This is a genomic window from Paenibacillus sp. 01T424 (genome assembly GCF_056398745.1).
Genome location: NZ_JBFTPZ010000021.1, coordinates 77425 through 103295, shown reverse-complemented (window position 1 = coordinate 103295; position 25871 = coordinate 77425). Strand labels below are relative to the sequence as shown.

Genomic DNA, 25871 nt, shown 5'->3' with positions numbered 1-25871 from the left:
AGGTGACTTAGGTGGAAAATCAAGCGCTGGCAACACCGGAAGAAAACTTGCAAAAGCTTGGCATCACGCTTGGCTCCTCACGTCCGCTGGTAGGCAATTATGTAACCTGCGTTAGGGCGGGGAACCTGCTCTTCACAGCAGGTCAGGGAGTAGATGAGTATCATGGAAAACTGGGCAGGGATTTAACCGTCGAGGAAGGTTATCTGGCTGCGCGGCAATCGATGATTAATTTATTAAAAGTCATGAAGCAGGAGCTCGGCGAGCTTAGCAAAGTGAAACGTGTGGTCAAAATCTTAGGTTTCGTAAATAGCACAGAAGATTTCACACAGCAGCCGAAAGTAATGAATGGCGCATCTGACTTGCTGGTTGATGTATTCGGAGATAAGGGCAAGCATGGAAGATCCGCAGTTGGAATGGCGCAGCTGCCAAACAACACAGCCATTGAAATTGAAATGACTCTCGAAATTGAAGAGTAGGAGGGCTGTAGATGAATCATGACATTATAGCAAATCCTGCTGTAAAAGATGCGAAGCTATTTATCGGAGGCGCATTCGTAGATTCCATTTCGAGCGCCACATTCGATACGATTAATCCGGCAACGAATATGAAGCTGGCCTCAGTGGCAATGGCGAATGAAGCAGATACGATTAGGGCGATCGAGGTAGCGCAGAGAACGTTTGAAAGCGGCGTTTGGAGCCATATGACAGTAGAGAAAAGAGCCGAAATTTTATGCCGCATGTCCGATTTGATTATGCAAAGGCATCAAGAAATTGCGGTACTAGAAACACTTGATGTAGGCAAGCCGATTAAAGAAAGCCGTGGCTTTGATATACCGAGAGCGGCATCGAATATGCGATTTTTTGCCGAAATGGCACTCTATCATCATGCTGAAAATTTTGAAAAGCAAGGCATGATGTCCTATACCAAATATGCACCAGCGGGCGTAACCAGCATCATTATTCCTTGGAACTTGCCCTTCATGCAAATGACCTGGAAGGTATCGGCAGCACTTGCAGCTGGCAATACGGTTGTTGTTAAACCAGCTTCGAACACACCGCTCAGTGCTTTTGTTCTTGGGGAAATTGCAAATGAAGCTGGGCTTCCTCCGGGCGTATTGAACATTATTGCCGGATCAGGCAGCACGGTTGGCACAATTATGGCTTCCCATCCTTATGTTCGCCGAATTTCATTCGTCGGAGAGTCGGGTACAGGTAAGACGGTCATGCGAAATGCAGCAGAATCATTGATTCCAGTTTCTCTCGAGCTGGGCGGCAAATCAGCTAATATCGTTTTTGAAGATGCAGATTTGGATGAAGTTGTGAAAGGCTCAATCGATGCCATCTACCGTAACCAAGGACAAATCTGTCTTGCTGGCTCACGTATGCTGCTTCATGAAAGCGTATACGATACGTTTTTGGAAAAATTTATTGCAGCTGTTAATCAAATAAAAGTAGGTATGCCGCTTGACGAAGAGACGGATATGGGGGCACTCGTATCCAAATCACATCTCGAAGAGGTCCACAGCTATGTGGAGATAGGACTCGCTGAGGGTGCGAAGCTCGGCTGCGGAGGCACACGCGTCGAAGGGCTTGGAAATGGCAACTTCTATAAGCCAACTGTGCTTTATGATGTAGACAACAAGATGCGAGTTGCGCAGGAGGAGATTTTTGGACCGGTTCTCGTGGTCATTCCATTCAAAACAGAAGAAGATGCGATTCGAATAGCAAACGACTCGATTTATGGACTTGCAGGCGTCGTTTGGACGAATGACCTGCGCCGCGCACATCGTGTGGCCGCTTCTGTAAACTCCGGATTGTTTTGGATTAATTGCTGGTATTTCCGCGATCTGCGTACCCCATTTGGAGGCTCGAAAGCAAGTGGAATCGGCCGTGAAGGCGGTCGTCATAGCTTTGATTTCTATACAGAAGCCAAATCGATCACGATGAAGCTATAAGGAAGATGGTGACGATATCGTCACCATCCGCTTTATTTTTAGGAGGAAAGAGAGGACATTTACTATGAACCCAATCATCAATACGCTGGCAAGTGAACTATTGGAAGCGGAAGAGACACAAGTGGCTATCGCACCTTTTACTGAACGTTACTCGGAAATAACTGTAACCGATGCCTATCACGTACAATTGCAGGTCGTCAAGCAAAAGCTGGAGGCAGGTCGTCACATTATAGGCAAGAAAGTTGGACTAACAAGCAAAGCGATGCAAACGATGCTGAATGTCAATGAGCCGGATTATGGACATTTGCTTGATGATATGGAAGTGCAAGATCAAAGCATCGTAAAAGCAAATGAAATGATCGCGCCGCGCATTGAGGCGGAAATTGGCTTCATCCTTGATCGGGATCTGAAGGGGCCGGATGTAACGTTCCTCGATGTGCTGTTAGCTACAAAATATATTGTGCCTACATTAGAAATTATTGATAGCCGAATTGCAGATTGGAAAATCAAGTTGATCGATACGGTAGCTGACAATGGTTCATCGGCAAAAGTTGTGATCGGGAAGAAAAAAACGTCTATCGACAATATAGATTTACGCGATCTTGGAATGATTTTATTTAAAAATGGCGAGCAAGTCGCAACGGGAGCGGGAGCAGCTGCACTCGGACATCCAGCCCATGCGATTGCATGGCTTGCGAACAAGCTTAGTGAATTTGATATTTCATTAAAGGCTGGAGAAATTATTTTGCCGGGTGCTTTGTCAGGAGCGGTTCAGGTTAAAGCCGGAGACCACATCGAAGCACGATTTGGTTCTATCGGGTCGGTATCCGTAGCATTCGAGTAGGAGGACAAACCATATGGGGAAATTGAAAGCAGCTATTATCGGATCTGGCAACATCGGTACGGATTTAATGTACAAGCTGGAAAGAAGCCATTGGCTTACGCTTACAGCGGTAATCGGCATCGATCCGAATTCGGAAGGACTTGAGCGGGCCAAAGGACGCGGATATGCGACTTTTTCGAATGGCATTCAGGGGCTTATCGACAATCCTGAGCTTGCGGACATTATTTTTGATGCTACTTCCGCCAAAGCTCATGTTAAACATAATGAAGTGCTGCAAAAGATGGGGAAAATGGTTATTGATTTAACACCGGCAGCAGTTGGGCCATTCCTATCCCCTGTCGTAAACATGGGCAATCATCTGCAAGCGACGAACGTCAATATGATCACATGCGGGGGACAAGCAACGATCCCAATCATTCATGCTATAAATGAAGCAGCAGACGTCGTGTATGCTGAGATTGTAGCGACAATTGCTAGCAAAAGCGCGGGGCCAGGCACGCGGGCTAATATCGATGAGTTTACGATTACAACACGCCGCGGGATAGAAGAGGTGGGCGGTGCAGATCGTGGAAAAGCGCTAATCGTCTTAAATCCAGCAGATCCGCCGTTTATGATGCGAGACACCGTCTATTGCGAAGTGAAAAATATGGATGAGGCTGTTATAAGCAAAGCGATTTATGACATGGTTGAACGCGTAAAAGAATACGTGCCAGGCTATCGCTTGAAGCAGGAGCCTATTTTTGATGGAAATCGAGTATCGGTGTTTCTCGAGGTAGAGGGAGCAGGAGATTACTTCGCGCCATACGCAGGCAATCTTGATATTATGACGGCTGCCTCTGTCCGGGTAGCTGAAGATTATGCAAAAAACCGCCTATCAAACCAGTCTAGCGAAACGAATAGCGAGGTGTAAAGGGTGAACCGAAAAAGTAATCAGCCGGTCCAAATTACGGAAGTGTCCTTGCGGGATGGCAGCCATGCGGTTGCACACCAATTTACAGAAGAACAGGTGCGGAGCGTTGTTCGTGCGCTTGATGATGCGGGCATGCACAATATTGAAGTCAGCCATGGCGATGGTTTAGGCGGGTCAACTTTGCAGTATGGCCGTTCGCTCGTTGATGAAATGAAGCTGATTGAAGCAGCCGTAGATGAAAGCAAACAAGCGAAGATCGCCGTTCTACTGCTGCCAGGCATAGGGACGGTCCATGAGTTGAAGCAAGCAAGAGCTCTAGGGGCAAGCCTAGTACGAGTAGCAACTCATGTCACGGAAGCAGATGTGTCAGCCCAGCATCTTTATATGGCTAGAGAGCTCGGCATGGAAGCGATTGGTTTCCTGATGATGTCGCATTCCGCTCCCATAGAGAAACTGGTGGAACAAGCGAGATTGATGGAAAGTTATGGCGCTGAGGCTGTGTATGTGACGGATTCTGCCGGAGCGCTGCTGCGGCATCAGGTTCGTGAGCGAATTGAAGCGTTAAAACAAGCCTTATCGATAGAAATTGGTTTCCACGCGCACAATAATCTGTCTTTGGCAGTTGCCAATACGCTTGTAGCAATCGAAGAAGGTGCAACTCGAATTGATGGCAGCGTGCGATGCTTGGGAGCTGGAGCGGGCAATACCCAAACAGAGGTTTTAATTGCGGTGTTAGATCGATTAGGTCTGAATATCGGGATCGATTTGTATAAAATGATGGATTTGGCTGAGCATATCGTCGGTCCACTTCTTCAGCGTCCGCAAGAAATCGTCACGGGCAGTCTCGTGATGGGTTATGCGGGTGTATACTCCAGTTTCCTGCTGCATGCGGATCGCGCAAGCAAAAGATTTGGCATTGACTCGCGCGACATTCTAATAGAGCTTGGCAGAAGGGGCATTATCGGCGGACAAGAAGACATGATTGTTGATGTTGCCGCAGAGCTGGCGGACAGAACTAAGAACGGGGTGTTGTAAACGATGGAGATCACACGCGAAATGGAACAAGAAATCGTAACGTATTTGTACGATGCCGAGAAAGAGTGCAGAGAAGTAATTAAGGTTACAGATCAATATCCAGATTTAACGATAGAGAAGGCTTATGATGTGCAAAAGCAGCTGTTGCAGCGCAAGATTCAAGCTGGCACGCGCTCGATTGGCTATAAGCTGGGGCTGACTAGCAAAGCAAAGCAGGAAATGATGGGTGTCTATGAAGCGATTTACGGTGAACTGACTAGCGATATGCTAGCTTTGGAATGGGAATCTATCGATTTCAAACAATTGATTCATCCGAAGGCTGAGCCGGAAATTGCTTTCTTTATAGGCGAGGATCTGCAAGGAACGAATATAACCGGTGAAGATGTGCTGCGTGCAACGCAGTATGTTGCTGCAGCGATTGAAGTAATAGACAGCAGGTATTTGGATTTCAAGTTTACGCTTGCGGATGTTGTAGCGGACAATTGCTCATCGGCTAAATTTATAATTGGCAGCAAAATGGTTCCTGTGCGAGAGTTGAATTTGCCTGAAATCGGCGTTGTGCTCTCGAAAAACAATCAAGTGATGGCTACTGGCGCCGGTGCCGCGGTGCTGGGCGATCCCGCTGTATCGGTCGCATGGGCTGTTAATAAGTTAGGCGAGCGCGGCTTAGGGCTGCGCAAGGGCGATATCGTGCTGAGCGGAGCGATTACGGAAGCGATTGCTTTTCAGGCGGGAGATTCCATTCAAGCACAGTTTGCTCAACTGGGAAGCGTATCTTTAAGCTGCGTATAAGCATGGCTTGGAAATGAAAATGACATTCAAACTGATAACAGTTTGGGTGTCATTTTTGGTTTGTTTTGGTTGAGGGGATGCTCACATTACAATTGCATTTTCATTCCTAACGAACTTAGTAGACGCTATTCGGCAGGAAATTGTGTTTTTTGAGCGCTAACGAACTCCAGTGGTGTTATTGCTCAAAATGATGTCCAAATGTGAGGTAACTTAGGTAAATAGCGAGTGTGTGGTTCGTTAGAATTTAAAACGAGCCTAATTTGATCAAATAGCGTCTGTGGAGTTCGTTAAAATATGTCGAGGTAGAGGATGGGCTGTGAGCGTAGTCTTCCAATTCCTAACGAACTCAGTAGTTGCTATTTGGCAGGAAATTGTGTTTTCTGAATGCTAACGAACCCCAGTGGCGTTATTGCTCAAGATGATGTCCATATGCGAGGTAACTTAGGTAAATAGCGAGTGTGGAGTTCGTTAGAAAATAAAACAAGCCTAATTTGATCAAATAGCACCTGTGGAGTTCGTTAAAATATGTCGAGGTAGGAGCTAGATTGCGAGATTAGTCTACCAATTCCTAACGAACCCAGTAGACGCTATTGGGCAGAAAATTGTGTTTTCTGAACGCTAACGAACTCCAGAGGCGTTATTGCTCAAAATGATGTCCAGATGTGAGGTAACTTAGGTAAATAGCGAGTGTGTGGTTCGTTAGAAAATAAAACAAGCCTAATTTGATCAAATAGCGCCTGTGGAGTTCGTTAGAATGTGTCGAGGTAGGGGATGAGCTGTGAGCGTAGTCTACCAATTCCTAACGAACTCAGTAGACGTTATTGGGCAGGAAATTGTGTTTTCTGAACGCTAACGAACCCCAGTGGCGTTATTGCTCAAAAGGATGTCCATATGCGAGGTAACTTAGGTAAATAGGGAGTGTGGGGTTCGTTAGAAAATAAAACAAGCCTAATTTGATCAAATAGCACCTGTGGAGTTCGTTAGAATGTGTTGAGGTAGGGGCTGGGGAGTGAGCGTAGTCTACCAATTCCTAACGAACTCAGTAGACGCTATTGGGCAGAAAATTGTGTTTTCTGAACGCTAACGAATCCCAGTGGCGTTATTGCTCAAAATGAAGTCTAAATGCGAGGTAACTTAGGTAAATAGGGAGCGTGTGGTTCGTTAGAAAATAAAACAAGCCTAATTTGATCAAATAGCGCCTATGGGGTTCGTTAGAAAATAAAACAAGCTTAATTTGATCAAATAGCGCCTATGGGGTTCGTTAGAACATGTAGGAGGAGGGATGGGGGAGTAGGCTGACTAAATGCGTTTTTATACGGTGATTGAAACTCATTCCATACTATTAATAAACTCCGTAATAATGTCTACCGTCTTTCTTCAAAAGCCCCCGTTCCACTATTTGCGGAGAGGGGGCTTCGTTACAATTGTTATTCGGTTAGTCAACTAGGCAACAACGCCGCGTTTGGTATCAAATGCTTCGTATTGCTTCTCTACGATGATGTTCTTGAGAATTTGTACAGTTTGCCAAACATCTGCATAGGTCGTGTAGAGAGCAACTGGTGCAAGGCGCACGACGTTCGGAGAACGGTAGTCGGGGATGACATGATTTTGCTTCAGAGCTTTGCATATTCGAATCGCCTCATCGTGCTCCAAGCTGATATGGCCGCCGCGGCGGTCATCCTCTTGTGGATTTGCAAGCACATAACCAAGACCCGGCAGCTCATGATTAATTAACTCAACCATGTAGCGTGATATATGCAGTGACTTCTCGCGAATTTGTTCGATCGAAGTCATTTCAAAAATTTCCAATGCTCCAATGAGCGGTGCGATGCTGAATATATGCGGCGTTCCGATTTGGTAAGCGCCTGCAGTGTGCTCGACTGTTAAATTGTGCTCCATATCGAATTGCTTGCTTTTATTAGAGCTGTACCAACCCGTTAAACCAGGAACACGGCCAAAATGCTTCTTGTTCACATAAAGAGAGGCAACGCCGCCCGGTCCGCCATTCAAATATTTATAATTGCACCACAGCGCAAAATCCACGTCCCAATCACTGAAATAATGAGGAATAGAGCCTACCGAATGACAGCCATCAAACCCAATTATAATACCACGAGCATGTGCTTCTGCTGTTAGACGTTTAATATCTAGTAATTGTCCGCTTCTATATAGAACGGTAGGAAGCAGTATAACAGAGATCTCCTCGGACATTGCTGCGATAATATCCTCTTCTTCAATCATCCGGCCATCACGGCTGGCTACACGAACCAGATGTGTCTCGGGATCATACCCTTTTAGGCGAAGCTGGCTTTGTAGAGCATAAATGTCGGTCGGAAAATCGAGATCAGTTGCCATTATTTTCGTACGATTGCCTGATGGTTGATAGAAGGTCGACACAAGCTGATGAATATTCGTCGATGTAGAACCTGTTATAATCACTTCCTCCGCATCTGCCCCGACAAGGGCAGCCATCTGTTTGGAAAGGGATTCAGGCAAGAAAAACCATGGGCGCTCGCCCTGGGTCCAACCATCGATCGTTTGTGTTTTCCAAGACTCAAGCATCTCAAGCATCGTTCGTTCAGCGCGTTTGGAAATGAGGCCAAGCGAATTTCCGTCTAAATAAATCATGCCATCAGGTACATAAAACTCTTCGCGCAAATGTGCCAGCTCATCCATATGATCTAATTGTTTGGCGTACTCTAACGAATAATCCTGCGTAATCGCTTTCAATTATGTCACCTCTTCTTGAGTAAATTCTACTATTGTTTAGATAACTATATTATAATTATGACATGGTGTCAATATTATTCAAAATGGTGTACAATCAACAAAAAGAGTCGATCAAGTGGCGTGCGTAAATCGTCTTAACATTCATACTCACTTCAGTATATGACGCATATATAAAAACTTAGTAAATAATATGCGATTTATGCGTCTTATATAATTATATATTGCGTACTAATTATTTATATGTTATGTATTATATAGATTCAAATCATAACAGGGGGTAATGGTAATGGAGGTTGGAGTAGGCATTAGCGGCACGGGTAGAATTGGCAGATTACTTATACGCAGAGCTTTTTCCAAAAAAATGAAAGGACTGAGGGTTAAAGCGGTCAACTCAACCTATCCTGTTGAGACCATTGCACATTTATTAAAATATGACACGGTACATGGCATCTGGGATGCAGATGTATCTGTACAAGATGGAGATCTCCTGATTAATAATAATAAGATTAAATATTTGACGGAAAAAGATCCTTCGCGGCTTCCTTGGAAGGAGCTTGGCGTAAGGCTGGCAATTGATGCGACGGGTAAGTTTACTGATCGTGAAGGTGCATCAAAACATATTGCGGCAGGTGCCGAGACGGTACTGATTACTGCTCCTTGCAAGGGAGCCGACCTTACGGTTGTGATGGGAGTTAACGAGCATCGCTTTGATTCGAATCGACATCGCATTATCTCCGCAGCCTCTTGTACGACAAACTGTGTTGCTCCAGTACTAGATGTGCTAGATCAAGCTTATGGCATAAAGCAGGCCTGGATGACTACGATACATTCCTACACCAGTGATCAGAATCATATGGACAATCCTCACAAAGATCTTAGACGTGCGCGTGCATGTGCACAATCCATTATCCCCACTTCAACGGGAGTAGGTAAAGCGCTTACTGATGTACTGCCGCACTTAGCTTCGCTCGTTCAAGGTATCTCGGTACGTGTTCCGACTCCTAATGTATCACTTGTTGATTTGACAGTTCATCTGGCCAAAAAGACTTCATATGAGGAAGTAAAACAAGCTTTTGTATTTTCCGCTGCGACGAACTTAAAATCTTATCTTGATGTAGTCGATATACCGCTTGTTTCAACGGATTACATTGGTAATGAGTTTTCAGCTATTATTGATGGTTCATCTCTTATGGTGAGCGGAGACCAATTAAAGGTTTTGGCATGGTATGACAATGAGTGGGCTTATTCCTGCAGAGTCATGGATTTGGCGCAATGGGCATGCAATCCACATTCTATCGGAGGTGTAGAGGGATGGAAACAAACCGCTGCAAGGTGAAAATGGGAGTGATACTCTGTAAGCATTGCGATTCAGTCATTGATACCTTGGATACTGAAAAAGTAACGGTCTATTACTTGGAGTGCGGTCAAGCCAATTGCACGAATTACAATTCCGGGGGAATACAAGGAGGCATGAGTGATGACGAGCAATAGAGTGCTGTTCTTTCATGAAGGCAACGCAGGGATGAAGCATTTGCTCGGAGGAAAAGGTGCGAATTTAGCAGAAATGACGAATGCCGGACTTCCAGTTCCTCCTGGGTTCACAGTTACAACGGAGGCTTGCAGAGCTTATTATGCTGGAGGGCAGCTTTTGCCGGAAGGTCTATTCGTGGAAATCCGGAATGCTTTAATGAAAGTGGAAAAGCTGAAAGGACAATCATTCGGTGGGGATGAGAATCCACTGCTGGTATCAGTCCGCTCGGGCTCGGTTAATTCAATGCCTGGAATGATGGACACTATTCTTAATCTAGGGCTGAACGATGTTACGGTAGAGGCGCTTGCTCGTCAAACGGGAAACCCGCGTTTCGCTTATGATTGTTATAGAAGACTCATCCAAATGTTCGGCAACGTCGTATTTGATATCGAAGGTTTATATTTTGAATCACTGCTGCATCAATTGAAGCTAAGCAGATCTATAGAAGATGATAAGGATTTGCCGGCTGAAGCTTGGATGGAATTGATTGTTTCTTATAAACAGTTAATAGAAGCTAAATCGCGAAAAACGTTTCCGCAAAATGTTTACACCCAGCTTGAGCTAGCCGTCGAAGCGGTATTTCGTTCGTGGAACAATCAGCGGGCAATCGTCTATCGGAAAGCGTATAACATTCCAGAGTATCAAGGAACAGCAGTAAATATTCAATCGATGGTGTTCGGCAATATGGGGGATAACTGCGGAACAGGTGTATTGTTTACCCGGAATCCTTCAACGGGCGCCAAGATGCTCTACGGGGAGTACTTGATCAACGCCCAAGGTGAGGACGTTGTCGCTGGCGTGCGAACACCTCTGCCGATTGCAAAGCTGGAGCAGGAAATGCCAGCAGTATTTAAACAACTTGTAGAAACAGCGGCAAAGCTGGAAGCTCATTATAAGGATATGCAGGATATTGAATTTACGGTGGAGAACGGCTCACTGTTCATTTTGCAGACACGGAATGGGAAAAGAACGGCACAAGCAGCGGTTAAGCTAGCTGTTCATTTTGCCAAGGAAGGCATACTGAAGCGGGAGGAGGCGCTCGCTCGAATAGAGGTGGAGCATTTGGATAAATTGCTTCACCGAGCGATTGATGAGGATGCTAAGCTGGATGTGCTGGCAACGGGACTGCCAGCCTCGCCGGGAGCAGCTACAGGGCAAGTTGTTTTTGATGCTGACAAGGCTGAGGAATGGGTGCGCGAAGGTAGAAGGGTTGTGCTTGTTAGCGCAGAGACAAGTCCGGAAGATATTCACGGCGTAATCGCTGCCGAAGGCGTGTTAACAAGCCGCGGGGGGATGACAAGCCACGCCGCTGTCGTGGCTCGGGGAATGGGCAAGCCATGTGTATGCGGCTGCGAGGAAGTTCGCATCGATAAAGATGCGGCGTTATTCACTGCCGGCGAAATCACGGTACGTGAAGGCGATTGGATTACGTTGGACGGTTCCACTGGTCGCGTTATTTTGGGAGGAGTGACGCTCAAAGAACCAGAAATAAGCGTGGAGCTGGAGGAGCTCCTCGAATGGGCAGATGAAGTCCGCGATTTGGCCGTTCGAACGAATGCCGACACACCGGAGGATGCGAAGAAAGCAAGAGCATTCGGCGCAGAAGGCATCGGTTTATGCAGAACGGAGCATATGTTCATGTCCGCGGAGCGCTTGCCTGTCGTTCAAGCCATGATCCTGGCAGATACGAAGGAGGAGCGGCAACGAGCACTCGATCTGCTTCTCCCGATGCAGCAAAGCGATTTCGAAGGTATATTTACCGCGATGAATGGTTTTCCTGTAACAATAAGGCTGCTCGACCCACCTTTACATGAATTTTTACCGCATTTGGAGGAGCTGGTCGTGAGACAGCAGCAAATACTCCTAGCTGCAAATGTTCACGAGCATGTCAGCGAAAAGCAAGCATTGGATGCTCTTATACGTAAGGTGCGCAATCTGCAAGAGATGAACCCGATGCTTGGACAACGAGGCTGTCGTTTAGGCATTCTTTTCCCCGAGATTTACGAAATGCAAGCCATTGCGATATTCCATGCTGTACTGAATTGTAAAAATAGAGGCATTCAAGTTTTACCTGAAATTATGATTCCTCTTGTGGGGCATGCGAACGAGCTGAAAGTGATGCGATCGCTCGTTGAAGGTGCCGCTGATACGGTGCTTGGCCCAAATAAAGAACACATATCCTATAAAATAGGGACGATGATTGAGGTGCCTAGAGCGGCGTTAACCGCAGACAAAATTGCCGAGCATGCTGACTTTTTCTCTTTTGGTACAAATGATCTGACACAAATGACCTTCGGCTATAGTCGGGACGATGCGGAGGGCAAGTTTCTCAGTCACTATGTTGACCATGAGATATTACCCGTAAATCCATTTCAGGTGCTGGACACCGAAGGGGTTGGCCTCTTAGTCGAATGGGCTGTTCAGAAAGGCCGATCGCGTAAACCGCAGCTCAAAACAGGCATTTGCGGGGAGCATGGCGGGGATAAGGAATCGATCTTTTTCTGCCATAACGCGGGATTAGATTATGTCAGCTGTTCCCCTTACCGGGTGCCTCTGGCAAGAATAGCTGCGGCTCAAGCCAAGCTGAAATTCGGAAAACAATGATGCACAATGAGCAGCAATATTTAGTCATTTGCTCTGATTCAATTGGCGAAACGGCCGAGGCGGTTGCTCAGGCGACCATTCGTCAATTTAACCCAGAGCAAGTTACGGTCAGGCGGTTTAGCAATATACGAAGCGTAAATGAGGTTCGGCAAGTTGTTAAGGAAACGGCAGAAAAAGGTGGTTTTATTGCTTATACGCTAGTCCAGCCTGAACTGCGGGAAATGATGAAAGCAGAAGCCACACGATTTCAAATTCGCGCAGTAGATATTATGGGTCCGATGCTTCAGGCGTTCGTGGACACGTATGGAAATACACCTAAACGACAACCGGGCTTGCTCCATGAAATGAATGAGGATTACTTCCGGAGAATAGAAGCGATGGAGTTTGCGGTCAAATATGATGACGGTCGGGATGCTCGCGGCATGCTGCAAGCCCAAGTCGTTCTGATTGGCGTATCCCGTACATCAAAAACGCCGTTAAGTATCTATTTGGCGCATAAAGGCATAAAATCCGCGAACTTGCCCATCATGCCAGAGGTCAATCCACCTATGGAGCTATTCAAAATTCCAAGCCGCCGCATCATTGGACTTACGATGGATGCTGAGCATATTCTGAATATCCGTACGGAGCGGTTGAAAGTGCTTGGACTTCCTACGGGGTCCCAATATGCAACATTTCAGCGTATTATAGAAGAGCTGGAATACGGGCAAGCGTTAATGAAGCAAATAGGCTGCGTCGTTATCAATGTGACGAACAAAGCGATAGAAGAAACGGCTGGACTTATTATGGACTATATTTAATTTTACAAAAAACGGGACTGTCCCTTAAGGTCTATGACCTTGAGAGACAGTCCCGTTTGCATTTTACTCTGAACAGGGCACCAATAACGCTTGAAGCTCATATACCCACTGAAAAATGCCTGTAAAAATAACCGATTGGACAATAAATGCTAGTTCAGCATCATATTTCGTTTTTGCATCATTTATCATATTTTGCATGGCCAATGGTTTTTGCTCTTCTGAGCAATAACCATAAATATACGTTCCGGCTGGCAATACGGCCATATTGTCTGCCTCAGCAGGCCACTTTTCACAGACACCAAATAGGACAGAATGGTTTTCAGACTGCTCTTTCTCTAATGTCGTCAATATAAATGCTGTATGTTCGAAAATAAATGAATCTCCCTCGCCGTCACTGCTATATTGCAAGAGCAGATCTTGCAGCTGCTGGAAATTTTCAATGCTCGGCTGCTGGATAGAAGGAAACGTTAAGATCATTCTTTTTGGAATCATTTTGCTTGAAAAAATATGATCGGAAAGCTGCTCAGGTATGAGTGTCGTACGCGTTTCATACTGTTCTCTCAAAGCTAAAAGCAATTTTTTAGTTTGTTGCAGCTGTTTAATTTCCTGATCTATTTTATCTTCAGTCGCTATCAGACAAGGAATAATATATTCATAATGGTCATTTGCGAACAACTCTTTAATATCGTTCAAAGGCATACTTCGTTGTTTGCAAAAGTTAATCACGTTCAGATAAACCAATTCCTCATCTGAATAATAGCGATAACCCGTGTGAACATCTACTTTTGCAGGCTTCAACAAGCCAATTCTGTCATAATGCCGTAAGGTTTCTATGGTCGTGCTGCTTCGTTTGGCTGTTTCTCCGATAGAGTAGTATGTCCTCATGTCAATCTGCTCCTATTGACTCTTATGTTACACAAGAGTTTATGATTTTCATTGTAATTAAATTCGATTGAATATACAAACAAGAGCTAAACAGCATGAATCTAGAAAGGAAGAAATTCCAATTGAACAAATGGTATAAGCTCGATAATGCTGCAAAGCTTTTTCCATCCGTTACGAATACAAAAAACACTTCAGTTTATCGAATTTCAGCTGTATTGAAGGATAGAATAGATGCTGACGCCTTGCAGAGAGCGGCTGATACCGTATTTGATCGTTTTCCGATGTTTACCGTTAAGCTACGTAAAGGTGTGTTTTGGAATTACTTGGATGAAAATACGGAGAAAATTGTGATAGAAGAGGACGAGCAGTATCCATGCCGGGATATTGATCCGAATACGAATAACGGCTACTTATTTAAGGTTTTATATTATCAAAATAGAGTATCGATTGAAGTTTTTCATTCCCTTACGGATGGCAATGGAACCATTGAATTTTTAAAATCACTTTTATACTATTACCTCATATATTTGGGGAAAAACATCGATCCTGAAGGAAAAATTTTGCTCGCGGATACTGGAGTGGATGTGCTTGATATGGAGGACAGCTTTCGCAGGTATTACCAGGATTGTTATGTTGAACGAGTGATAACGAGCAAATCTTATCATGTTAAAGGTACACGCTTTGAGCACTTCGGAAACAATGTGGTGCACGGCGTTGTTAGTGCTTCTGCATTGAATGCACTTGCCAAGCAAAAGGGCTGTACGATAACAGCGTATTTAACGACATTGCTCATTTACTCGATTTATCAAACAAGGATTAAATTTAGTGAGCAAAATGCCCCGGTGGTCATATCTATTCCAGCCAATTTACGCAAAGCCTTCCCGTCGCGAACGCTTCGCAATTTTTTTGGCGTTGTAAATATCGGAATAAAAGTAACCGAGGACGCTTCATTTGATGAGCTCATTATTCGAGTAAATGAAATGTTAAAGCAGAAAACAGGAAAAGAAAATTTGCAAAATATTATTTATAACAATGTAGCGCTCGAACGCAACAAAGCTACTCTTTTTATTCCGCTGTTTCTCAAAAGCTGGTTTGTTGATTTTGGTTTTCGCACATTAGGAGAAAGCAGAAGAACGATGACGTTATCCAATGTTGGCAACATCATTTTTCCGCAGCAAATGTATGACTATATCGACGTTATTGAGGCTGTAGTCTATCCATCAAATAAAAGCCCAGTAAGCTGCGGCGTCTGTACGGTTAATGATAAGCTGACGATTACGTTTACGAGAAGTATTGTAGAAGCCGATATACTGCAATATTTTTTCTCTTATTTAGCGACTCAGGCTGGGCTTGACGTGAGAGTATATTCAAATGATTGGGGGAGGAACGGATGAGGTTATGCAATCGATGCAATGTGAGTGTTGATGACCAGCACGACTATTGTCCGTTATGCTCGAGGCCTCTTGGGAATCGTGGGAATAGTGCATCAGAGTACCCCTCCTATGCAAAATTACATCAAGAAACAGCCGTATTTACACGAACGAAGCTGTTTATATTTTTAACGATATCGGCTATTGTACTCTCGATTACGATTAATTTATTAACGTTGCAGCTCAATCCTAAATTGTGGTCTGCGATTGTGACGACCGGGTTAATCTATGCATGGGTGATCGTCAAAGATACGATATTGTCAAAGGCGCATATCGGCAAAAAGATATTGTTTCATTACGCAATATTAGCGCTTTTTTTACTCGTAATCGATATTTTTGTTGGGTTTATGAAGTGGTCAACCACCTATGCCATTCCGCTCTTTGGTATGGCAGCAACTTTTATGATGACTCTGCTCGCCATTATAAAAAAATCGTTATGGCATAATGATATCGGTTATTTATTAGCGATGTTTTTCATCAGCCTATGTCCTGCGATTTTATTTATTTTTCAATTAGCGGATGTCATTTGGCCAAGTGTGGCAGCGATTGTGTACTCATTGCTCACGATCATCGGCATGATTATTTTTTCGGATCGGCAATTTAAAGCAGAAATAAAGAAACGGTTTCATTTTTAAAAGGTTTAGAAAGGTTTATTTCATATCATCGAAGAAAAGGAGCAAATCTCAAAATCATGCTCCTTTTTTTGTTACATATTGACAATTAAATTGTACTAGTGCAATAATACAGCCAAGAGATAAGGCAGGTGATGTGTACGTGCTAAATTTTTATGAATTAAAGCTAAACAACAAGGAGCCCGTATACGTGCAGGCCGCATTGTATGTGAAGAGGCAAATACTGCTGGGGAGAGTTGAATCGGGAGATAAGCTGCCGTCTAGGCGAGAAATAGCTGCACAACTGAACATTAATCCGAATACAGTGCAAAAGGCTTTTAAGCTTATGGAGGATGAAGGTTATGTTCGCACGAGCAGTACGCTCGGCAGTGCCATTTATGTAGATGAGGCGATCTTAAAGCAAATTGAAGCTGAGCTGACGGATGAGTTAGTGAAAGCGTTTATTGGCTCCGCTAAGGAGATTCATTTGTCGTTCCAACAAGTCATTTCTCTCATTAGCGAGCGTTGGGAATAGTTTTTTTTGGCGTATCTGTACTACTACTATAATACAATTGAGGTGGTATTATGAGAACCTTTTATCGACTGCTGCAATATGAATTTTCAACCTGGTTGAAAGCGATTATGCTGCTTTGCACAGCTGTAATCGTTATCCCTCTTTATCTGCTCCACATGTTTGTCAAAGACTATGGTGAATATACCGTTCACGAGCGCTATGAACATATTTATGCCTCTTCAGGCTGCATCATCGTATTCCTCCTATGCATAGCAGCAGCATGCGGATTTTTCTTAAAGACGATTTATGCAGGTTATTGGGGCAGTAAAAGTATATACATGTTTTTATCACTACCTGTAAGGCGTGAATCGATTTATTTTAGCAAAATCGTTGTTTTTTTCATTTGCTTGCTCATGCTGCTCGGGTCGCAGCTAATTAGCATAAAGCTTGGATACGATGTGGTATCGGCGAAGTTTACGAGCTATGGTGGAGGCCGCTTTTCGATGACAAATGGACTTTTTTTAGCTGTTATCCGTTCTGATTTTTTTCGAATCATCATGCCATTAAACCTAAGCAGAATCATATCATCAGCAAGTATTTTATTTATGATCACAACAGCTCTATATTACGGGGCTTTATGCGAACGAAGCAAAAGGTACTGGGGTTTAGTCGCTATTGGAGCCGCGGTTATAGTGGTAATTAAAGTGCTGAGCTATCGAATGAGTGAATCCTATTCTTATGCAGCACCAAGTCATTTGTATATTAGCAGTTCAATTATGCTTATTTTAAGTGGATTATTCATATGGCACAGCATCAAGCTAATAAAAAAAGCAGCTATCGCTTAAGAAAGGGATGGAATCGCTATGAAAAAGCTGAAAAACCATGCAGTTCTCGTTGCGTTAATTGCAGCGATAGCTGTCATAGGGATAATGTCCGGCAGTATCTACGCGAAGAAGGATCAAGGGACATTTTATTTAAAAGATTTGCAGGGTTCACGTCAAGCAATTGAGGATGCAGTCATAAGTGGAGAGCTGAAGGATGGGAGCCATCGCACTAGCTTCCGTATTGAGAAAGGTCAAGTGAAAACGAGTACCGTGTTATTTGAGCAGATGCAGCAGCAAACCCCAAAACGATTTATTCCGGGAAATGCTAAAATAATGAATGGCATTGAATATGATATTTCGAATACTGGACCGCTTTTTGAAATCGTTGCTCGTGATCGAAGGAACGCAATTCCCATTCCTATCGGTACGGCAACGGTTAGCCCGCCTGTTCATTATAATAGAGCGGATCAGAAGGATAATAGCGTCACTTATACGAATGCTCTCGAATATGGACTTGCCAAAATTGGCGATAACGTATATTTTACATTGCCAACGACAACGCATTACACAGGAGAGAACGGAATCTATGAGTTAAAGTTTTCAGATAATTGGGGTTATCGAGGCATAACCGGAGACAAAGGGCAGGAGCCGCGTACCGTGGCAACCTTCAGCCTGGATAAAAACAAAGACAATCCAAATTCAAGCATTGAAATTATTGGATTAGAAGCCGTTGGCAGCAGCTTGGCATTAATTGCAGTTGAAGATAACCAGCTTATTATTCGTGCATATGACAGTATCAGCGGGAAGCAATTAGGTGAGACAATAGTTCCTCATTTTTACTTGGCAGGACGGGATCGAGCGAGCTCTTTCAATAATCCGAGCGGGGATACCTATTATGAAAACTATGAAGCATTTAGCGATCACGATCAGAACACGCTAAATCTGAGTTTTAGCCGATCCTCTTCAGCAGAGGATGCTGTTGCCAATAATAATAATAAAACAATGTTTAGTTTTCATTTATCGAGTGAAATGAAATTAAACGAAACGATAAAAGAAATCTTTGCGGACGGAGAAGAGGACAATTTCAGCGGTATGCTCGCGATGAGCTTTCGTAACGATAAGTTATATGTCGTCAAAACAATGAGAAGCAAGCCTAAAGATGTAAGTCAGTTTCAATATGATATTGTGCTTCCTAAACGATTTATGATTTATGTGTATCAAGCCTCTACATTGATCTACAAAGGCGAGCTTATGACTGATCTGAATGACGATAATATTAGAGCGATGAATCTATCGCCGCTGCCAGGTGGGTTTGGATACAGCCAATCAGAGTATAGGTATTACGATAACCTCAAGATTGAATAAAAGGTTTGCAGGCAGGAGGGGCATGGATGATCGAGCTGAAATATGTGGAAAAGCGCTATCCTGGAAGCAGTGAGTACTTATACGTGGATAGCTTAACGATAAACAAAGGTGAAATCGTTGGTATTCTTGGCGGAAACGGCAGCGGAAAAACAACATTGCTGAAGGCAATCATGGGGATTGGAGAAATTCAGAACGGAACCATAACAGTAGAAGGCAGACCAGTAACGGAGCAGTATGACAACATTGCATTGATTACGGAAGAGGGCAGCTTTCTTCCTGATCTAACACCTGTTCAGTATGCAGAGTTTTTGGCTGGTTTTTTTCCTAGATTCAATAGAAAACATTTTGACAAGCTAATCAGCTTTTATGAGCTTGAACCGCAGCAAAAAATCAAAACATTCTCCAAAGGGCAAAAGCTGAAACTTGAAATTTGTGCGGGGTTTGCTAAGGACGCAAAATATATGCTGATGGACGAACCTTTTCAGGGCAAAGATATGTTCACTAGAAAGGATTTTTTAAAGCTGATGGTTTCCAATTTAAAAGGCGATGAGACGATCCTGCTCACGACACATTTAATAGAAGAAATTGAGCATGTTATCGACCGTGCCATTATTGTTCATAAGGGCAGAATTAAAGCGGACTTTTATATAGACGAGATGAGAGAACAAGGCAAAAGTATAAGTGATGTCATGTCTGAGGTTATTGGCTACAAAGAGAATAAATATAAGGAAGCTTTGGATGATTCATTTCCCGAGAAATAGTTGAAGAAGGTTTTTAGTATGAATGCCATATTTTTAAAAATTAGCTTTAATTATTATTAATTGTGTTCACTATTTTTTGCAATATTTTTTCTCTATTAGACCAATGAATGTAATGCTCAGAATCAGGAATGGTTTCTTGCTTACTAAGGCTAGACCATTGTAAAAGCTGTCGCTGCACTTTCGCCCATTCGCGTCCACTATCTGAAGATAAAATAAGCAGCGGGGTGTCTTTTAAGTAACCGCCATCTAATACAGCACGAGCATTCTCATTCACATTTTTTATGAAACTCAAATTATTGGACTCTCCAATATGATTATAATACATGGCTAAGTCAGTGGCTTTCCATGCGATAGGGAGCCGTTGATTACGTATGTTCTCAGCGGTAAATGGAAGTAAAACGCCTATATTTCCTAAAGCTCTAGCTATTCCAGTTACACGCAGACCTGCCATAAAGCGATTTATCAAATAGGGCTGCAACTCCCCAGCATTTGCATAATAATCAGGGCTGCCGCCATCTAATAAAATGATTTGCTCAACTTCATCAGGGTATCGTTGTGCAAAACGAAGCACCTCTAATGATGCGAGCGAGTGTCCAATTAAAACATAGGGCGCGGTTGCATTTGATTTTTTAAGCAATTCATGCAGTTCATCAACTAATGTATCAATCGTTCTTGGGATATGTGTTTGCGCGCTCCAACCAAAACCAGCATGGTCAAAACTTACGGTTCTCGCATATTGTTGCAGTTCGTTTTGTAAGTAGTAAAAATCGGTAAAAGCATTAGGCGTACCAGACCCAGCAACAAAAACAATGGTTCGGCTACCAGCAGTTCCAACACTGTATACGTGCATGTCATGCGAGTTTATTGTATATCGTTTTCCTTGCGGCAAAAACATTTGTGATTCTTTATTCATCATATTGTATTGCCACATTCCTCCTATTAATAAAAGAACGACAACGGACACTACGATTTTCATTATGACTTTTAATTTTTGTTTACGAGTTTTTTTGTTCATGGTTGATCCTTTATCGATTTTGAAATTTGTTCAGTTGTTTACTTTTTCGTTCCATAATTAGTATATTATAGCATTTTCGTTTGGGCATAACTACAATGCTATTTTCTAATTAAACGTTAAGACCTATGATCAGCCTGTGTGTCTCTTCAGAATAATCTTTCAACCAACATAAGAGGGGGATTGAAATGACCGGTTATTTGCGAGGGCAAATTGCAAAAATGGCGAATGTGAATATCGAAACGTTAAGATACTATGAGAATCATGGTCTAATTCCGGCGCCGATGCGTTCTGAATCAGGTTATCGGATGTACTCAAGTATTAAGTCATCTTACGTTTATAAAAAATGCTAAGGCTTGTGGTTTTACGTTAAAAGAAATCAAAAAAGCATTAACAAAGTCTAGCAGCAGTCAAATTAGTCTCGCTGATTTTTTGACTGTGATCGATAAAAAAATGGATAAAATCCGTTTAGATATGGAACGGCAAGAACAAACATTAGCAATGCTCGCAAGCTTGAAAACAAATCTGCAAGCAGAAGAAAAGCACCCGGAAACGCAGCAAACACTCTACATCCTTCACATGGAATCTTAGCTTGACGTTGTACTATGCTACAGGCTGTAAACTTACGTTATTAAGCCTGTAGGAGGAGTATTACATGGAAAAAACGAGTATCGAACAGCTTACAGCGATTAAACATTTTTTAAAACAAACGAGCAATTTTAGTGAAATGCCAGTGGAGAAAATACGAAATGAAATGAACAATACCGCAGCTGCAATGCAAATGAATACGGATATTATTGTCCAAGAGGTAGTAATCGGAAACCTATATGGTGAATGGATTACTCCTGCCAATTTAACTGTAGATGTGAAGAAGGTCATTCTTTACTTCCATGGCGGTGGTTTTATAGCAGGCACTTGTGCATTCTATCGTGATTTGACAGCAAGAATAGCGAAATCCAGTGGGGTGAAAGTGCTTGTCATTGAATATAGACTTGCACCGGAGCATTCGTATCCAGCTGCAAACGAGGATTGCCTTACTGCCTATCGTTGGTTGTTTGAAAACGGTTATTCCGCTGCTAATATGCTATTTGGCGGAGATTCGGTAGGCGGAAGCCTTGCGCTTATGACCTTGCTTTCACTTCGAGATCAAGGAGAGATGCTTCCAGCTGGTGCTTTTCTCATCTCCCCGCATACGGATCTAGTTCATCTGGATGGTGAATCCTACATGACTCGATCGGAGCTTGATCCTACAGGGAGCTTGGAGGGCAATCGCAGGATATTGAACACATATTTAGGCAACAGTACGGATGATATCCTGCTCTTATCCCCCCTTAGAATGAATTTGAGCGGGCTGCCCGATTTGTTTATCCAAATAGGCGATCATGAAGTTCTGTTAAGTGATTCTACACGGTTTACGGATCAAGCAAGAGCAGCAGGTGTCGCTGTTACGCTGGAAGTATGGGATCAGATGTGGAGTGTATTTCATTTTCTCGCCTACATGCTTCCGGAAGCGCAGCAGGCTATCGACCATATTGGTCATTTTGTGAAAAAGAAGCTGTCTTAAAATCTTTATTTTTTCATCTTGTTTAACGAACTGGAGGAGAAATGGATAACATTCAATATTTATCGCAATTCAATTTGCTTCATTCACTCACAATAGAAGACTTGATAGAGATGGATGAAATGACCTCTATTACCGTTATCCCGAAAAAGACATTTATTCAAACACCGGAATCTTTTTCAGAAGGGCTTTATTTTGTGAAAAAGGGAAAGGTTCGTTTATATAAGCTGAGTGTGGAGGGCAAGCAATTTACTTCGGATATATTAGGTGAAGGAAATGTATTTGGCGAGATGAATATCATTTCATTTGGTACACGGGATCACTATATTGAAACGATTGAAGAAAGCCATATTTGTTTGATGAGTAAAGATAGGTTTGAAAATTTTTTAATGCAGCGGCCTCGCTTCATGATGAATTTATTACAGGTATTAAGTGATCGAATTAGTGCGATGAGTCGTTTAACACAAAATTTAGCTCTAGGAGGTCTTCATGATAAAATTTTGCATGTTCTCATGAAACTTTCTGAGCAATTTGGAATTACGAGCATGGATAGGGATGAGTATTGCAAAATTGATTTTCCTCTTTCACATCAAGAAATTGCAAATCTGGTTGGAGCGACAAGAGAAGCGGTAACAGTAGCCTTACAAGAGCTTTCGGAACAAAAACACATGCTAAGCTAGGTTATGTAGAAAGGGTTGTAAACTAGATTACATCTTCGCTTATAAATAAGAAGTATGCTTGGCGTACTTCCAATTTTAAATGTCGTATAAGCGAGGGAACCGTGTTATGAATAATGAGAAAGCGATGGTCATTTCTGACTCCATTTTATACCGCAAAGGTGCAAGAAAGTTGAGCGATATTCCAAATGAAGTGATAGAACTGATTCATATGGGGAAACTGGAGACGGTCAATTTGACGGAATGGCTCGTTGTCGATCATATTGTACTGCTGCAAAATGTACTAAACGAGCTTGGTTTGGATCAAGAATCCGATCCCATTCTGGATAGGCTGAAACATTTGAACGAGAAAAAAATCATGAAAATCATACCTGCTATCGCAAAGGAATGGCTTAGCTTATTCGCTCGACTAGCAGAAGAAGAGCAGTCTAAACTTTACGACAAATTAGCTGCTCATCCATCAGACAGTGTTCGCTGCTGGGCTGCTTTTATTATCGGAGTGGATCAACGTCTAAGTTTAGTAGAGAAGCTTGCATCGATTCGTCCTTTTGCGGCAGATCACCATTTTGGCGTTCGCGAAATTGCTTGGATGGCTCTAAGGGAATCCATTTCCAATGATTTAGTGGGAGCACTTCATTTACTCGAAGATTGGGTGCGTGATCATGATGCGAATATTAGGAGATTTGCCATTGAATCCACTCGACCGCGAGGCGTATGGGCTAAACATATTGCTGAGCTGAAAGAAGATCCTGCTATGGCTCTTTCTCTATTAGAAGCTGTGAACAGCGATGTAGCCAAATATGTTCAGGATTCAGTAGGCAACTGGATGAATGACGCTAGCAAAACTAATCCTGAGTGGGTAAGAGCTATTTGTAATGACTGGTTGGAGCGCTCAAAGGCGAAGGAAACGAAAAGAATTGTAGCAAAAGCGATAAGAAGCTTGCCGGTGTGACGCTAAGCCCAGGAATGAGGAAAAAGTTTATACATATTCAAACAATAGGGCTATCCTCAAGTAGTGTTATCTACTTTATGGGACAGCCCTATTCACCATTTAAAAACCGTTTAGAAGTAGAAGCACGCAAAACAAGTTCGGGTTCCAAGTGGACCGTCTTAATCATGTTTGGAGCATCGATAAGTTCAAGAATAGTTTTGGCTATTGCCGCTGCGATGGAGGAGAGGGCAACACCTACGACGGTCATTGGAACCTCAAGATTCTCCATCTGCGGAAGATTATCGTAACTAACGACAGAAACATCATGAGGAACGGAGAGGCCGAGTTCACTGACGGCGCGAAGGATGCCGCGAGTGAGATCGATACCGCCGCTTATGACAGCTGTTGGTCGAAGAGGACGGTCCATCATCATTCGTGCAGCAATATAACCATCGTGAAATTCTAAACCGTTCATTTGGAGAATGGAATCATCTGTTAAACTCAGCCCATGATGTCTAATCTCTTCTTGAAAGGCTTCGATTTTTACAGCTTGCAGCGGGTCATGCGACTTCGGTTCCCCGATGTATGCTATTTCTTTATGACATAAATTTGCCAAGTGACGAACCGCTAGCCGAATGGCTTGACCACGGTTAACATCGACTGCGGAATAGGACGTATAGTCAGCGGCACCATAGGTGAGAATTGGGATTTGCATGGCGCTGGAGTCGATTGGATTAGGTTTATTATCCCTGTCTCCAAAGGCGAGTATGGCATCCACTTGATAGCGGCGAAAAGTTTCGATCGCGGATTCGATGTTGCTAATAGACAGCAACGTGATATAGCCGTATTTCTCGAGCTCCTCATTAAGCCGTGTAAGAAGGGATGATAGGGCTGCGCGTTCTATTGATGGCCATACGATGCCAATCGCGCCGCTTTTTCTCGAGACGAGACTTCGAGCAGCAATATTGGGTTGATAACCCATGTCTTTGGCGATGGAAAGGATATGCTGTTTCGTTTTATTTTGTACGAGCGGGCTGTCTCTAAGTGCCTTGGATACTGTAGAAAAGCTGACGCCTGCACGCTCTGCGATATCTTTGATGGTTACCATAGCTTCCCTCCGAAAGGAACTTTAACGACTATTATCATAAGTCATACATCCTATCATAGTCCAATTAATATGCAAATGAAAGCGGTATAATTGGTGTAGACAGTATGGGCTTATTGCGATATTATGAAAAATAACAACGTTGTTATTTCGATTATAAGGTGGTTTTCTCATGTTTAATTTAACAGATACCGTATCCGTTGTAATCGGTGGAAATGGTGTCCTTGGCAGTGCCATGGCTTCTGCACTGGCTGAAGCGGGATCAAAAGTAGCCATCGTTGGCCGCGATATGGAGAAAGCAAAATTAGTATGCAATCAAATAAATAGCAGCGGCGGAACGGCGATCTCTTTGCAAGCAGATGCAACAAAAAAAGATGAACTAGAAGCGGTGCTGAACGATATTCTGCAATGGGGAGGACGTATAGATACCCTTGTAAATGCTTCAGGAACAAACAGCCCCACGCCTTTCTTTGATTTGAAGATGGATGAATGGGATCGAATTATGGACGTCAATTTAAAGAGTGTTGTGCTGGCTTGCCAAGTGTTCGGTAAACAAATGATTGAACAGGGCAGCGGCGGCTCCATTATCAATATCTCTTCTGTCTCCTCATCACCACCGCTCTCTCGCGTGTTTACTTACTCAGCATCGAAGGCAGGAGTTAACAGCATCACGCAATTTTTAGCACGCGAATTTGCGCCAGACCGCGTAAGAGTTAACGCTATTATTCCAGGTTTTTTCCCGGCGGAGCAGAACAAAAAAATACTTTCACCCGAAAGAGTAGAGTCGATTATGCAGCATACGCCGATGAATCGTTTCGGAAATCCGGATGAGCTGAAGGGCGCGGTTGTTTATTTGGCTTCATCCAAAGCGTCTTCATTTGTTACCGGCTCATTCCTCCGCGTGGATGGCGGATTTGGTGCGATGACGATATGATAAGACCGCGTTTACAGCTAAAGGGAACGGACAACAACGACTGCATTTGAACACATAAGGC

General features: G+C 43.3%; 26 protein-coding genes. 22 read left to right on the top strand and 4 right to left on the bottom strand.

Annotation, left to right across the window (positions count from 1 at the left end; translation table 11 throughout):
- Window positions 1–11: 11 nt before the first annotated feature.
- The 6 genes from AC1DPK_RS17290 (at window position 12) to AC1DPK_RS17265 (ending at window position 5535) form a co-directional block, all read left to right on the top strand.
- A complete protein-coding gene (locus AC1DPK_RS17290; protein WP_477511112.1) occupies window positions 12–476 on the top strand; it encodes a RidA family protein in 465 nt (154 codons plus the stop codon).
- A gap of 11 nt (window positions 477–487) precedes the next feature.
- The gene (locus AC1DPK_RS17285) at window positions 488–1954 is read left to right on the top strand and encodes an aldehyde dehydrogenase (RefSeq protein ID WP_477511111.1); all 1467 of its coding nucleotides are present in this window, start codon (window positions 488–490) and stop codon (window positions 1952–1954) included.
- A gap of 64 nt (window positions 1955–2018) precedes the next feature.
- Window positions 2019–2798 carry a 2-keto-4-pentenoate hydratase gene (locus AC1DPK_RS17280; RefSeq protein ID WP_441880951.1) on the top strand — a complete coding sequence of 260 codons (780 nt, stop codon included), beginning with the start codon at window positions 2019–2021 and terminating at the stop codon, window positions 2796–2798.
- Between the two features lie 13 nt (window positions 2799–2811).
- On the top strand, window positions 2812–3708 hold the full coding sequence (locus AC1DPK_RS17275) for an acetaldehyde dehydrogenase (acetylating) (RefSeq protein WP_441909431.1): 897 nt from the start codon (window positions 2812–2814) through the stop codon (window positions 3706–3708).
- 3 nt (window positions 3709–3711) lie between these two features.
- Complete coding sequence (gene dmpG / locus AC1DPK_RS17270) at window positions 3712–4743, top strand: 4-hydroxy-2-oxovalerate aldolase (protein ID WP_477511110.1); 1032 nt, start codon at window positions 3712–3714, stop codon at window positions 4741–4743.
- A gap of 3 nt (window positions 4744–4746) precedes the next feature.
- Window positions 4747–5535, top strand: coding sequence for a 2-keto-4-pentenoate hydratase (locus AC1DPK_RS17265; RefSeq protein WP_477511109.1), 789 nt, complete (start codon window positions 4747–4749; stop codon window positions 5533–5535).
- Between the two features lie 1443 nt (window positions 5536–6978).
- Here AC1DPK_RS17265 and kynU read toward each other — a convergent pair.
- Entirely contained in the window at window positions 6979–8265 is a 1287-nt protein-coding gene (gene kynU / locus AC1DPK_RS17260; protein ID WP_477511108.1) for a kynureninase, read from the bottom strand.
- 286 nt (window positions 8266–8551) lie between these two features.
- On the opposite strand from kynU, the gene gap reads away from it, so the two are divergent.
- Genes gap through AC1DPK_RS17240 form a run of 4 tightly spaced genes read left to right on the top strand, consistent with a single transcriptional unit; the run spans window position 8552 to window position 13200 of the window.
- Window positions 8552–9601, top strand: a complete 1050-nt coding sequence (gene gap, locus AC1DPK_RS17255) for a type I glyceraldehyde-3-phosphate dehydrogenase (RefSeq protein ID WP_477511107.1) — start codon at window positions 8552–8554, stop codon at window positions 9599–9601.
- Window positions 9577–9756 (top strand): GapA-binding peptide SR1P, encoded by a 180-nt coding sequence (locus AC1DPK_RS17250; RefSeq protein WP_477511106.1) that lies wholly within the window; start codon window positions 9577–9579, stop codon window positions 9754–9756. Before gap ends, AC1DPK_RS17250 begins: the two co-directional genes overlap by 25 nt.
- Window positions 9743–12400: a pyruvate, phosphate dikinase gene (gene ppdK / locus AC1DPK_RS17245; RefSeq protein ID WP_477511105.1), complete on the top strand. Its 2658-nt coding sequence runs from the start codon at window positions 9743–9745 to the stop codon at window positions 12398–12400. The genes AC1DPK_RS17250 and ppdK overlap by 14 nt, the downstream gene beginning before the upstream one ends.
- Window positions 12400–13200, top strand: a complete 801-nt coding sequence (locus AC1DPK_RS17240; protein WP_339209700.1) for a pyruvate, water dikinase regulatory protein — start codon at window positions 12400–12402, stop codon at window positions 13198–13200. The genes ppdK and AC1DPK_RS17240 overlap by 1 nt, the downstream gene beginning before the upstream one ends.
- A gap of 63 nt (window positions 13201–13263) precedes the next feature.
- Here AC1DPK_RS17240 and AC1DPK_RS17235 read toward each other — a convergent pair whose 3' ends face one another.
- Complete coding sequence (locus tag AC1DPK_RS17235) at window positions 13264–14085, bottom strand: MerR family transcriptional regulator (protein WP_477511104.1); 822 nt, start codon at window positions 14083–14085, stop codon at window positions 13264–13266.
- 122 nt (window positions 14086–14207) lie between these two features.
- Between AC1DPK_RS17235 and AC1DPK_RS17230 the strand changes: the two genes are divergently transcribed.
- The 6 genes from AC1DPK_RS17230 (at window position 14208) to AC1DPK_RS17205 (ending at window position 19590) form a co-directional block, all read left to right on the top strand.
- On the top strand, window positions 14208–15479 hold the full coding sequence (locus tag AC1DPK_RS17230) for an alcohol acetyltransferase (protein ID WP_477511103.1): 1272 nt from the start codon (window positions 14208–14210) through the stop codon (window positions 15477–15479).
- Window positions 15476–16150: a DUF6320 domain-containing protein gene (locus AC1DPK_RS17225; RefSeq protein ID WP_477511102.1), complete on the top strand. Its 675-nt coding sequence runs from the start codon at window positions 15476–15478 to the stop codon at window positions 16148–16150. The genes AC1DPK_RS17230 and AC1DPK_RS17225 overlap by 4 nt, the downstream gene beginning before the upstream one ends.
- A 139-nt stretch (window positions 16151–16289) precedes the next feature.
- Window positions 16290–16661, top strand: a complete 372-nt coding sequence (locus tag AC1DPK_RS17220; RefSeq protein WP_477511101.1) for a GntR family transcriptional regulator — start codon at window positions 16290–16292, stop codon at window positions 16659–16661.
- 50 nt (window positions 16662–16711) lie between these two features.
- Window positions 16712–17485: a hypothetical protein gene (locus AC1DPK_RS17215; protein WP_477511100.1), complete on the top strand. Its 774-nt coding sequence runs from the start codon at window positions 16712–16714 to the stop codon at window positions 17483–17485.
- Window positions 17486–17503: 18 nt separating this feature from the next.
- Complete coding sequence (locus AC1DPK_RS17210) at window positions 17504–18829, top strand: hypothetical protein (RefSeq protein WP_477511099.1); 1326 nt, start codon at window positions 17504–17506, stop codon at window positions 18827–18829.
- Between the two features lie 26 nt (window positions 18830–18855).
- Complete coding sequence (locus AC1DPK_RS17205; RefSeq protein WP_339203816.1) at window positions 18856–19590, top strand: ABC transporter ATP-binding protein; 735 nt, start codon at window positions 18856–18858, stop codon at window positions 19588–19590.
- Between the two features lie 46 nt (window positions 19591–19636).
- Here AC1DPK_RS17205 and AC1DPK_RS17200 read toward each other — a convergent pair whose 3' ends face one another.
- Window positions 19637–20605 (bottom strand): alpha/beta fold hydrolase, encoded by a 969-nt coding sequence (locus tag AC1DPK_RS17200; RefSeq protein ID WP_477511098.1) that lies wholly within the window; start codon window positions 20603–20605, stop codon window positions 19637–19639.
- Between the two features lie 185 nt (window positions 20606–20790).
- Here AC1DPK_RS17200 and AC1DPK_RS17195 point away from each other — a divergent pair, with 185 nt between their 5' ends.
- The 5 genes from AC1DPK_RS17195 (at window position 20791) to AC1DPK_RS17175 (ending at window position 23792) form a co-directional block, all read left to right on the top strand.
- Entirely contained in the window at window positions 20791–20955 is a 165-nt protein-coding gene (locus AC1DPK_RS17195; RefSeq protein ID WP_477511097.1) for a MerR family DNA-binding transcriptional regulator, read from the top strand.
- Window positions 20894–21193, top strand: coding sequence for a MerR family DNA-binding protein (locus AC1DPK_RS17190; RefSeq protein ID WP_477511119.1), 300 nt, complete (start codon window positions 20894–20896; stop codon window positions 21191–21193). The genes AC1DPK_RS17195 and AC1DPK_RS17190 overlap by 62 nt, the downstream gene beginning before the upstream one ends.
- 64 nt (window positions 21194–21257) lie before the next feature.
- The gene (locus AC1DPK_RS17185) at window positions 21258–22166 is read left to right on the top strand and encodes an alpha/beta hydrolase (RefSeq protein ID WP_441885320.1); all 909 of its coding nucleotides are present in this window, start codon (window positions 21258–21260) and stop codon (window positions 22164–22166) included.
- A 41-nt stretch (window positions 22167–22207) separates the two neighbouring features.
- Window positions 22208–22843 carry a Crp/Fnr family transcriptional regulator gene (locus tag AC1DPK_RS17180; protein ID WP_477511096.1) on the top strand — a complete coding sequence of 212 codons (636 nt, stop codon included), beginning with the start codon at window positions 22208–22210 and terminating at the stop codon, window positions 22841–22843.
- A gap of 106 nt (window positions 22844–22949) precedes the next feature.
- On the top strand, window positions 22950–23792 hold the full coding sequence (locus AC1DPK_RS17175; protein WP_477511095.1) for a DNA alkylation repair protein: 843 nt from the start codon (window positions 22950–22952) through the stop codon (window positions 23790–23792).
- 88 nt (window positions 23793–23880) lie between these two features.
- Here AC1DPK_RS17175 and AC1DPK_RS17170 read toward each other — a convergent pair whose 3' ends face one another.
- Window positions 23881–24879, bottom strand: a complete 999-nt coding sequence (locus tag AC1DPK_RS17170; protein WP_477511094.1) for a LacI family DNA-binding transcriptional regulator — start codon at window positions 24877–24879, stop codon at window positions 23881–23883.
- 169 nt (window positions 24880–25048) lie between these two features.
- On the opposite strand from AC1DPK_RS17170, the gene AC1DPK_RS17165 reads away from it, so the two are divergent.
- A complete protein-coding gene (locus tag AC1DPK_RS17165; protein ID WP_477511093.1) occupies window positions 25049–25810 on the top strand; it encodes an SDR family oxidoreductase in 762 nt (253 codons plus the stop codon).
- The last annotated feature ends 61 nt before the right edge of the window (window positions 25811–25871 follow it).

Excerpts from the sequence above, each read along its gene's own strand:
- AC1DPK_RS17195 (WP_477511097.1), top strand. The coding sequence starts at position 20,791 with ATGACCGGTTATTTGCGAGGGCAAATTGCAAAAATGGCGAATGTGAAT.
- AC1DPK_RS17210 (WP_477511099.1), top strand. The coding sequence starts at position 17,504 with ATGAAAAAGCTGAAAAACCATGCAGTTCTCGTTGCGTTAATTGCAGCG.
- AC1DPK_RS17250 (WP_477511106.1), top strand. The coding sequence starts at position 9,577 with ATGGAAACAAACCGCTGCAAGGTGAAAATGGGAGTGATACTCTGTAAG.
- AC1DPK_RS17215 (WP_477511100.1), top strand. The coding sequence starts at position 16,712 with ATGAGAACCTTTTATCGACTGCTGCAATATGAATTTTCAACCTGGTTG.
- AC1DPK_RS17165 (WP_477511093.1), top strand. The coding sequence starts at position 25,049 with ATGTTTAATTTAACAGATACCGTATCCGTTGTAATCGGTGGAAATGGT.
- AC1DPK_RS17285 (WP_477511111.1), top strand. The coding sequence starts at position 488 with ATGAATCATGACATTATAGCAAATCCTGCTGTAAAAGATGCGAAGCTA.
- AC1DPK_RS17275 (WP_441909431.1), top strand. The coding sequence starts at position 2,812 with ATGGGGAAATTGAAAGCAGCTATTATCGGATCTGGCAACATCGGTACG.
- AC1DPK_RS17240 (WP_339209700.1), top strand. The coding sequence starts at position 12,400 with ATGCACAATGAGCAGCAATATTTAGTCATTTGCTCTGATTCAATTGGC.
- ppdK (WP_477511105.1), top strand. The coding sequence starts at position 9,743 with ATGACGAGCAATAGAGTGCTGTTCTTTCATGAAGGCAACGCAGGGATG.
- AC1DPK_RS17265 (WP_477511109.1), top strand. The coding sequence starts at position 4,747 with ATGGAGATCACACGCGAAATGGAACAAGAAATCGTAACGTATTTGTAC.
- AC1DPK_RS17225 (WP_477511102.1), top strand. The coding sequence starts at position 15,476 with ATGAGGTTATGCAATCGATGCAATGTGAGTGTTGATGACCAGCACGAC.
- AC1DPK_RS17280 (WP_441880951.1), top strand. The coding sequence starts at position 2,019 with ATGAACCCAATCATCAATACGCTGGCAAGTGAACTATTGGAAGCGGAA.
- AC1DPK_RS17205 (WP_339203816.1), top strand. The coding sequence starts at position 18,856 with ATGATCGAGCTGAAATATGTGGAAAAGCGCTATCCTGGAAGCAGTGAG.
- AC1DPK_RS17235 (WP_477511104.1), bottom strand. The coding sequence starts at position 14,085 with ATGAGGACATACTACTCTATCGGAGAAACAGCCAAACGAAGCAGCACG.
- gap (WP_477511107.1), top strand. The coding sequence starts at position 8,552 with ATGGAGGTTGGAGTAGGCATTAGCGGCACGGGTAGAATTGGCAGATTA.
- AC1DPK_RS17180 (WP_477511096.1), top strand. The coding sequence starts at position 22,208 with ATGGATAACATTCAATATTTATCGCAATTCAATTTGCTTCATTCACTC.
- AC1DPK_RS17200 (WP_477511098.1), bottom strand. The coding sequence starts at position 20,605 with ATGAACAAAAAAACTCGTAAACAAAAATTAAAAGTCATAATGAAAATC.
- AC1DPK_RS17185 (WP_441885320.1), top strand. The coding sequence starts at position 21,258 with ATGGAAAAAACGAGTATCGAACAGCTTACAGCGATTAAACATTTTTTA.
- AC1DPK_RS17170 (WP_477511094.1), bottom strand. The coding sequence starts at position 24,879 with ATGGTAACCATCAAAGATATCGCAGAGCGTGCAGGCGTCAGCTTTTCT.
- AC1DPK_RS17175 (WP_477511095.1), top strand. The coding sequence starts at position 22,950 with ATGAATAATGAGAAAGCGATGGTCATTTCTGACTCCATTTTATACCGC.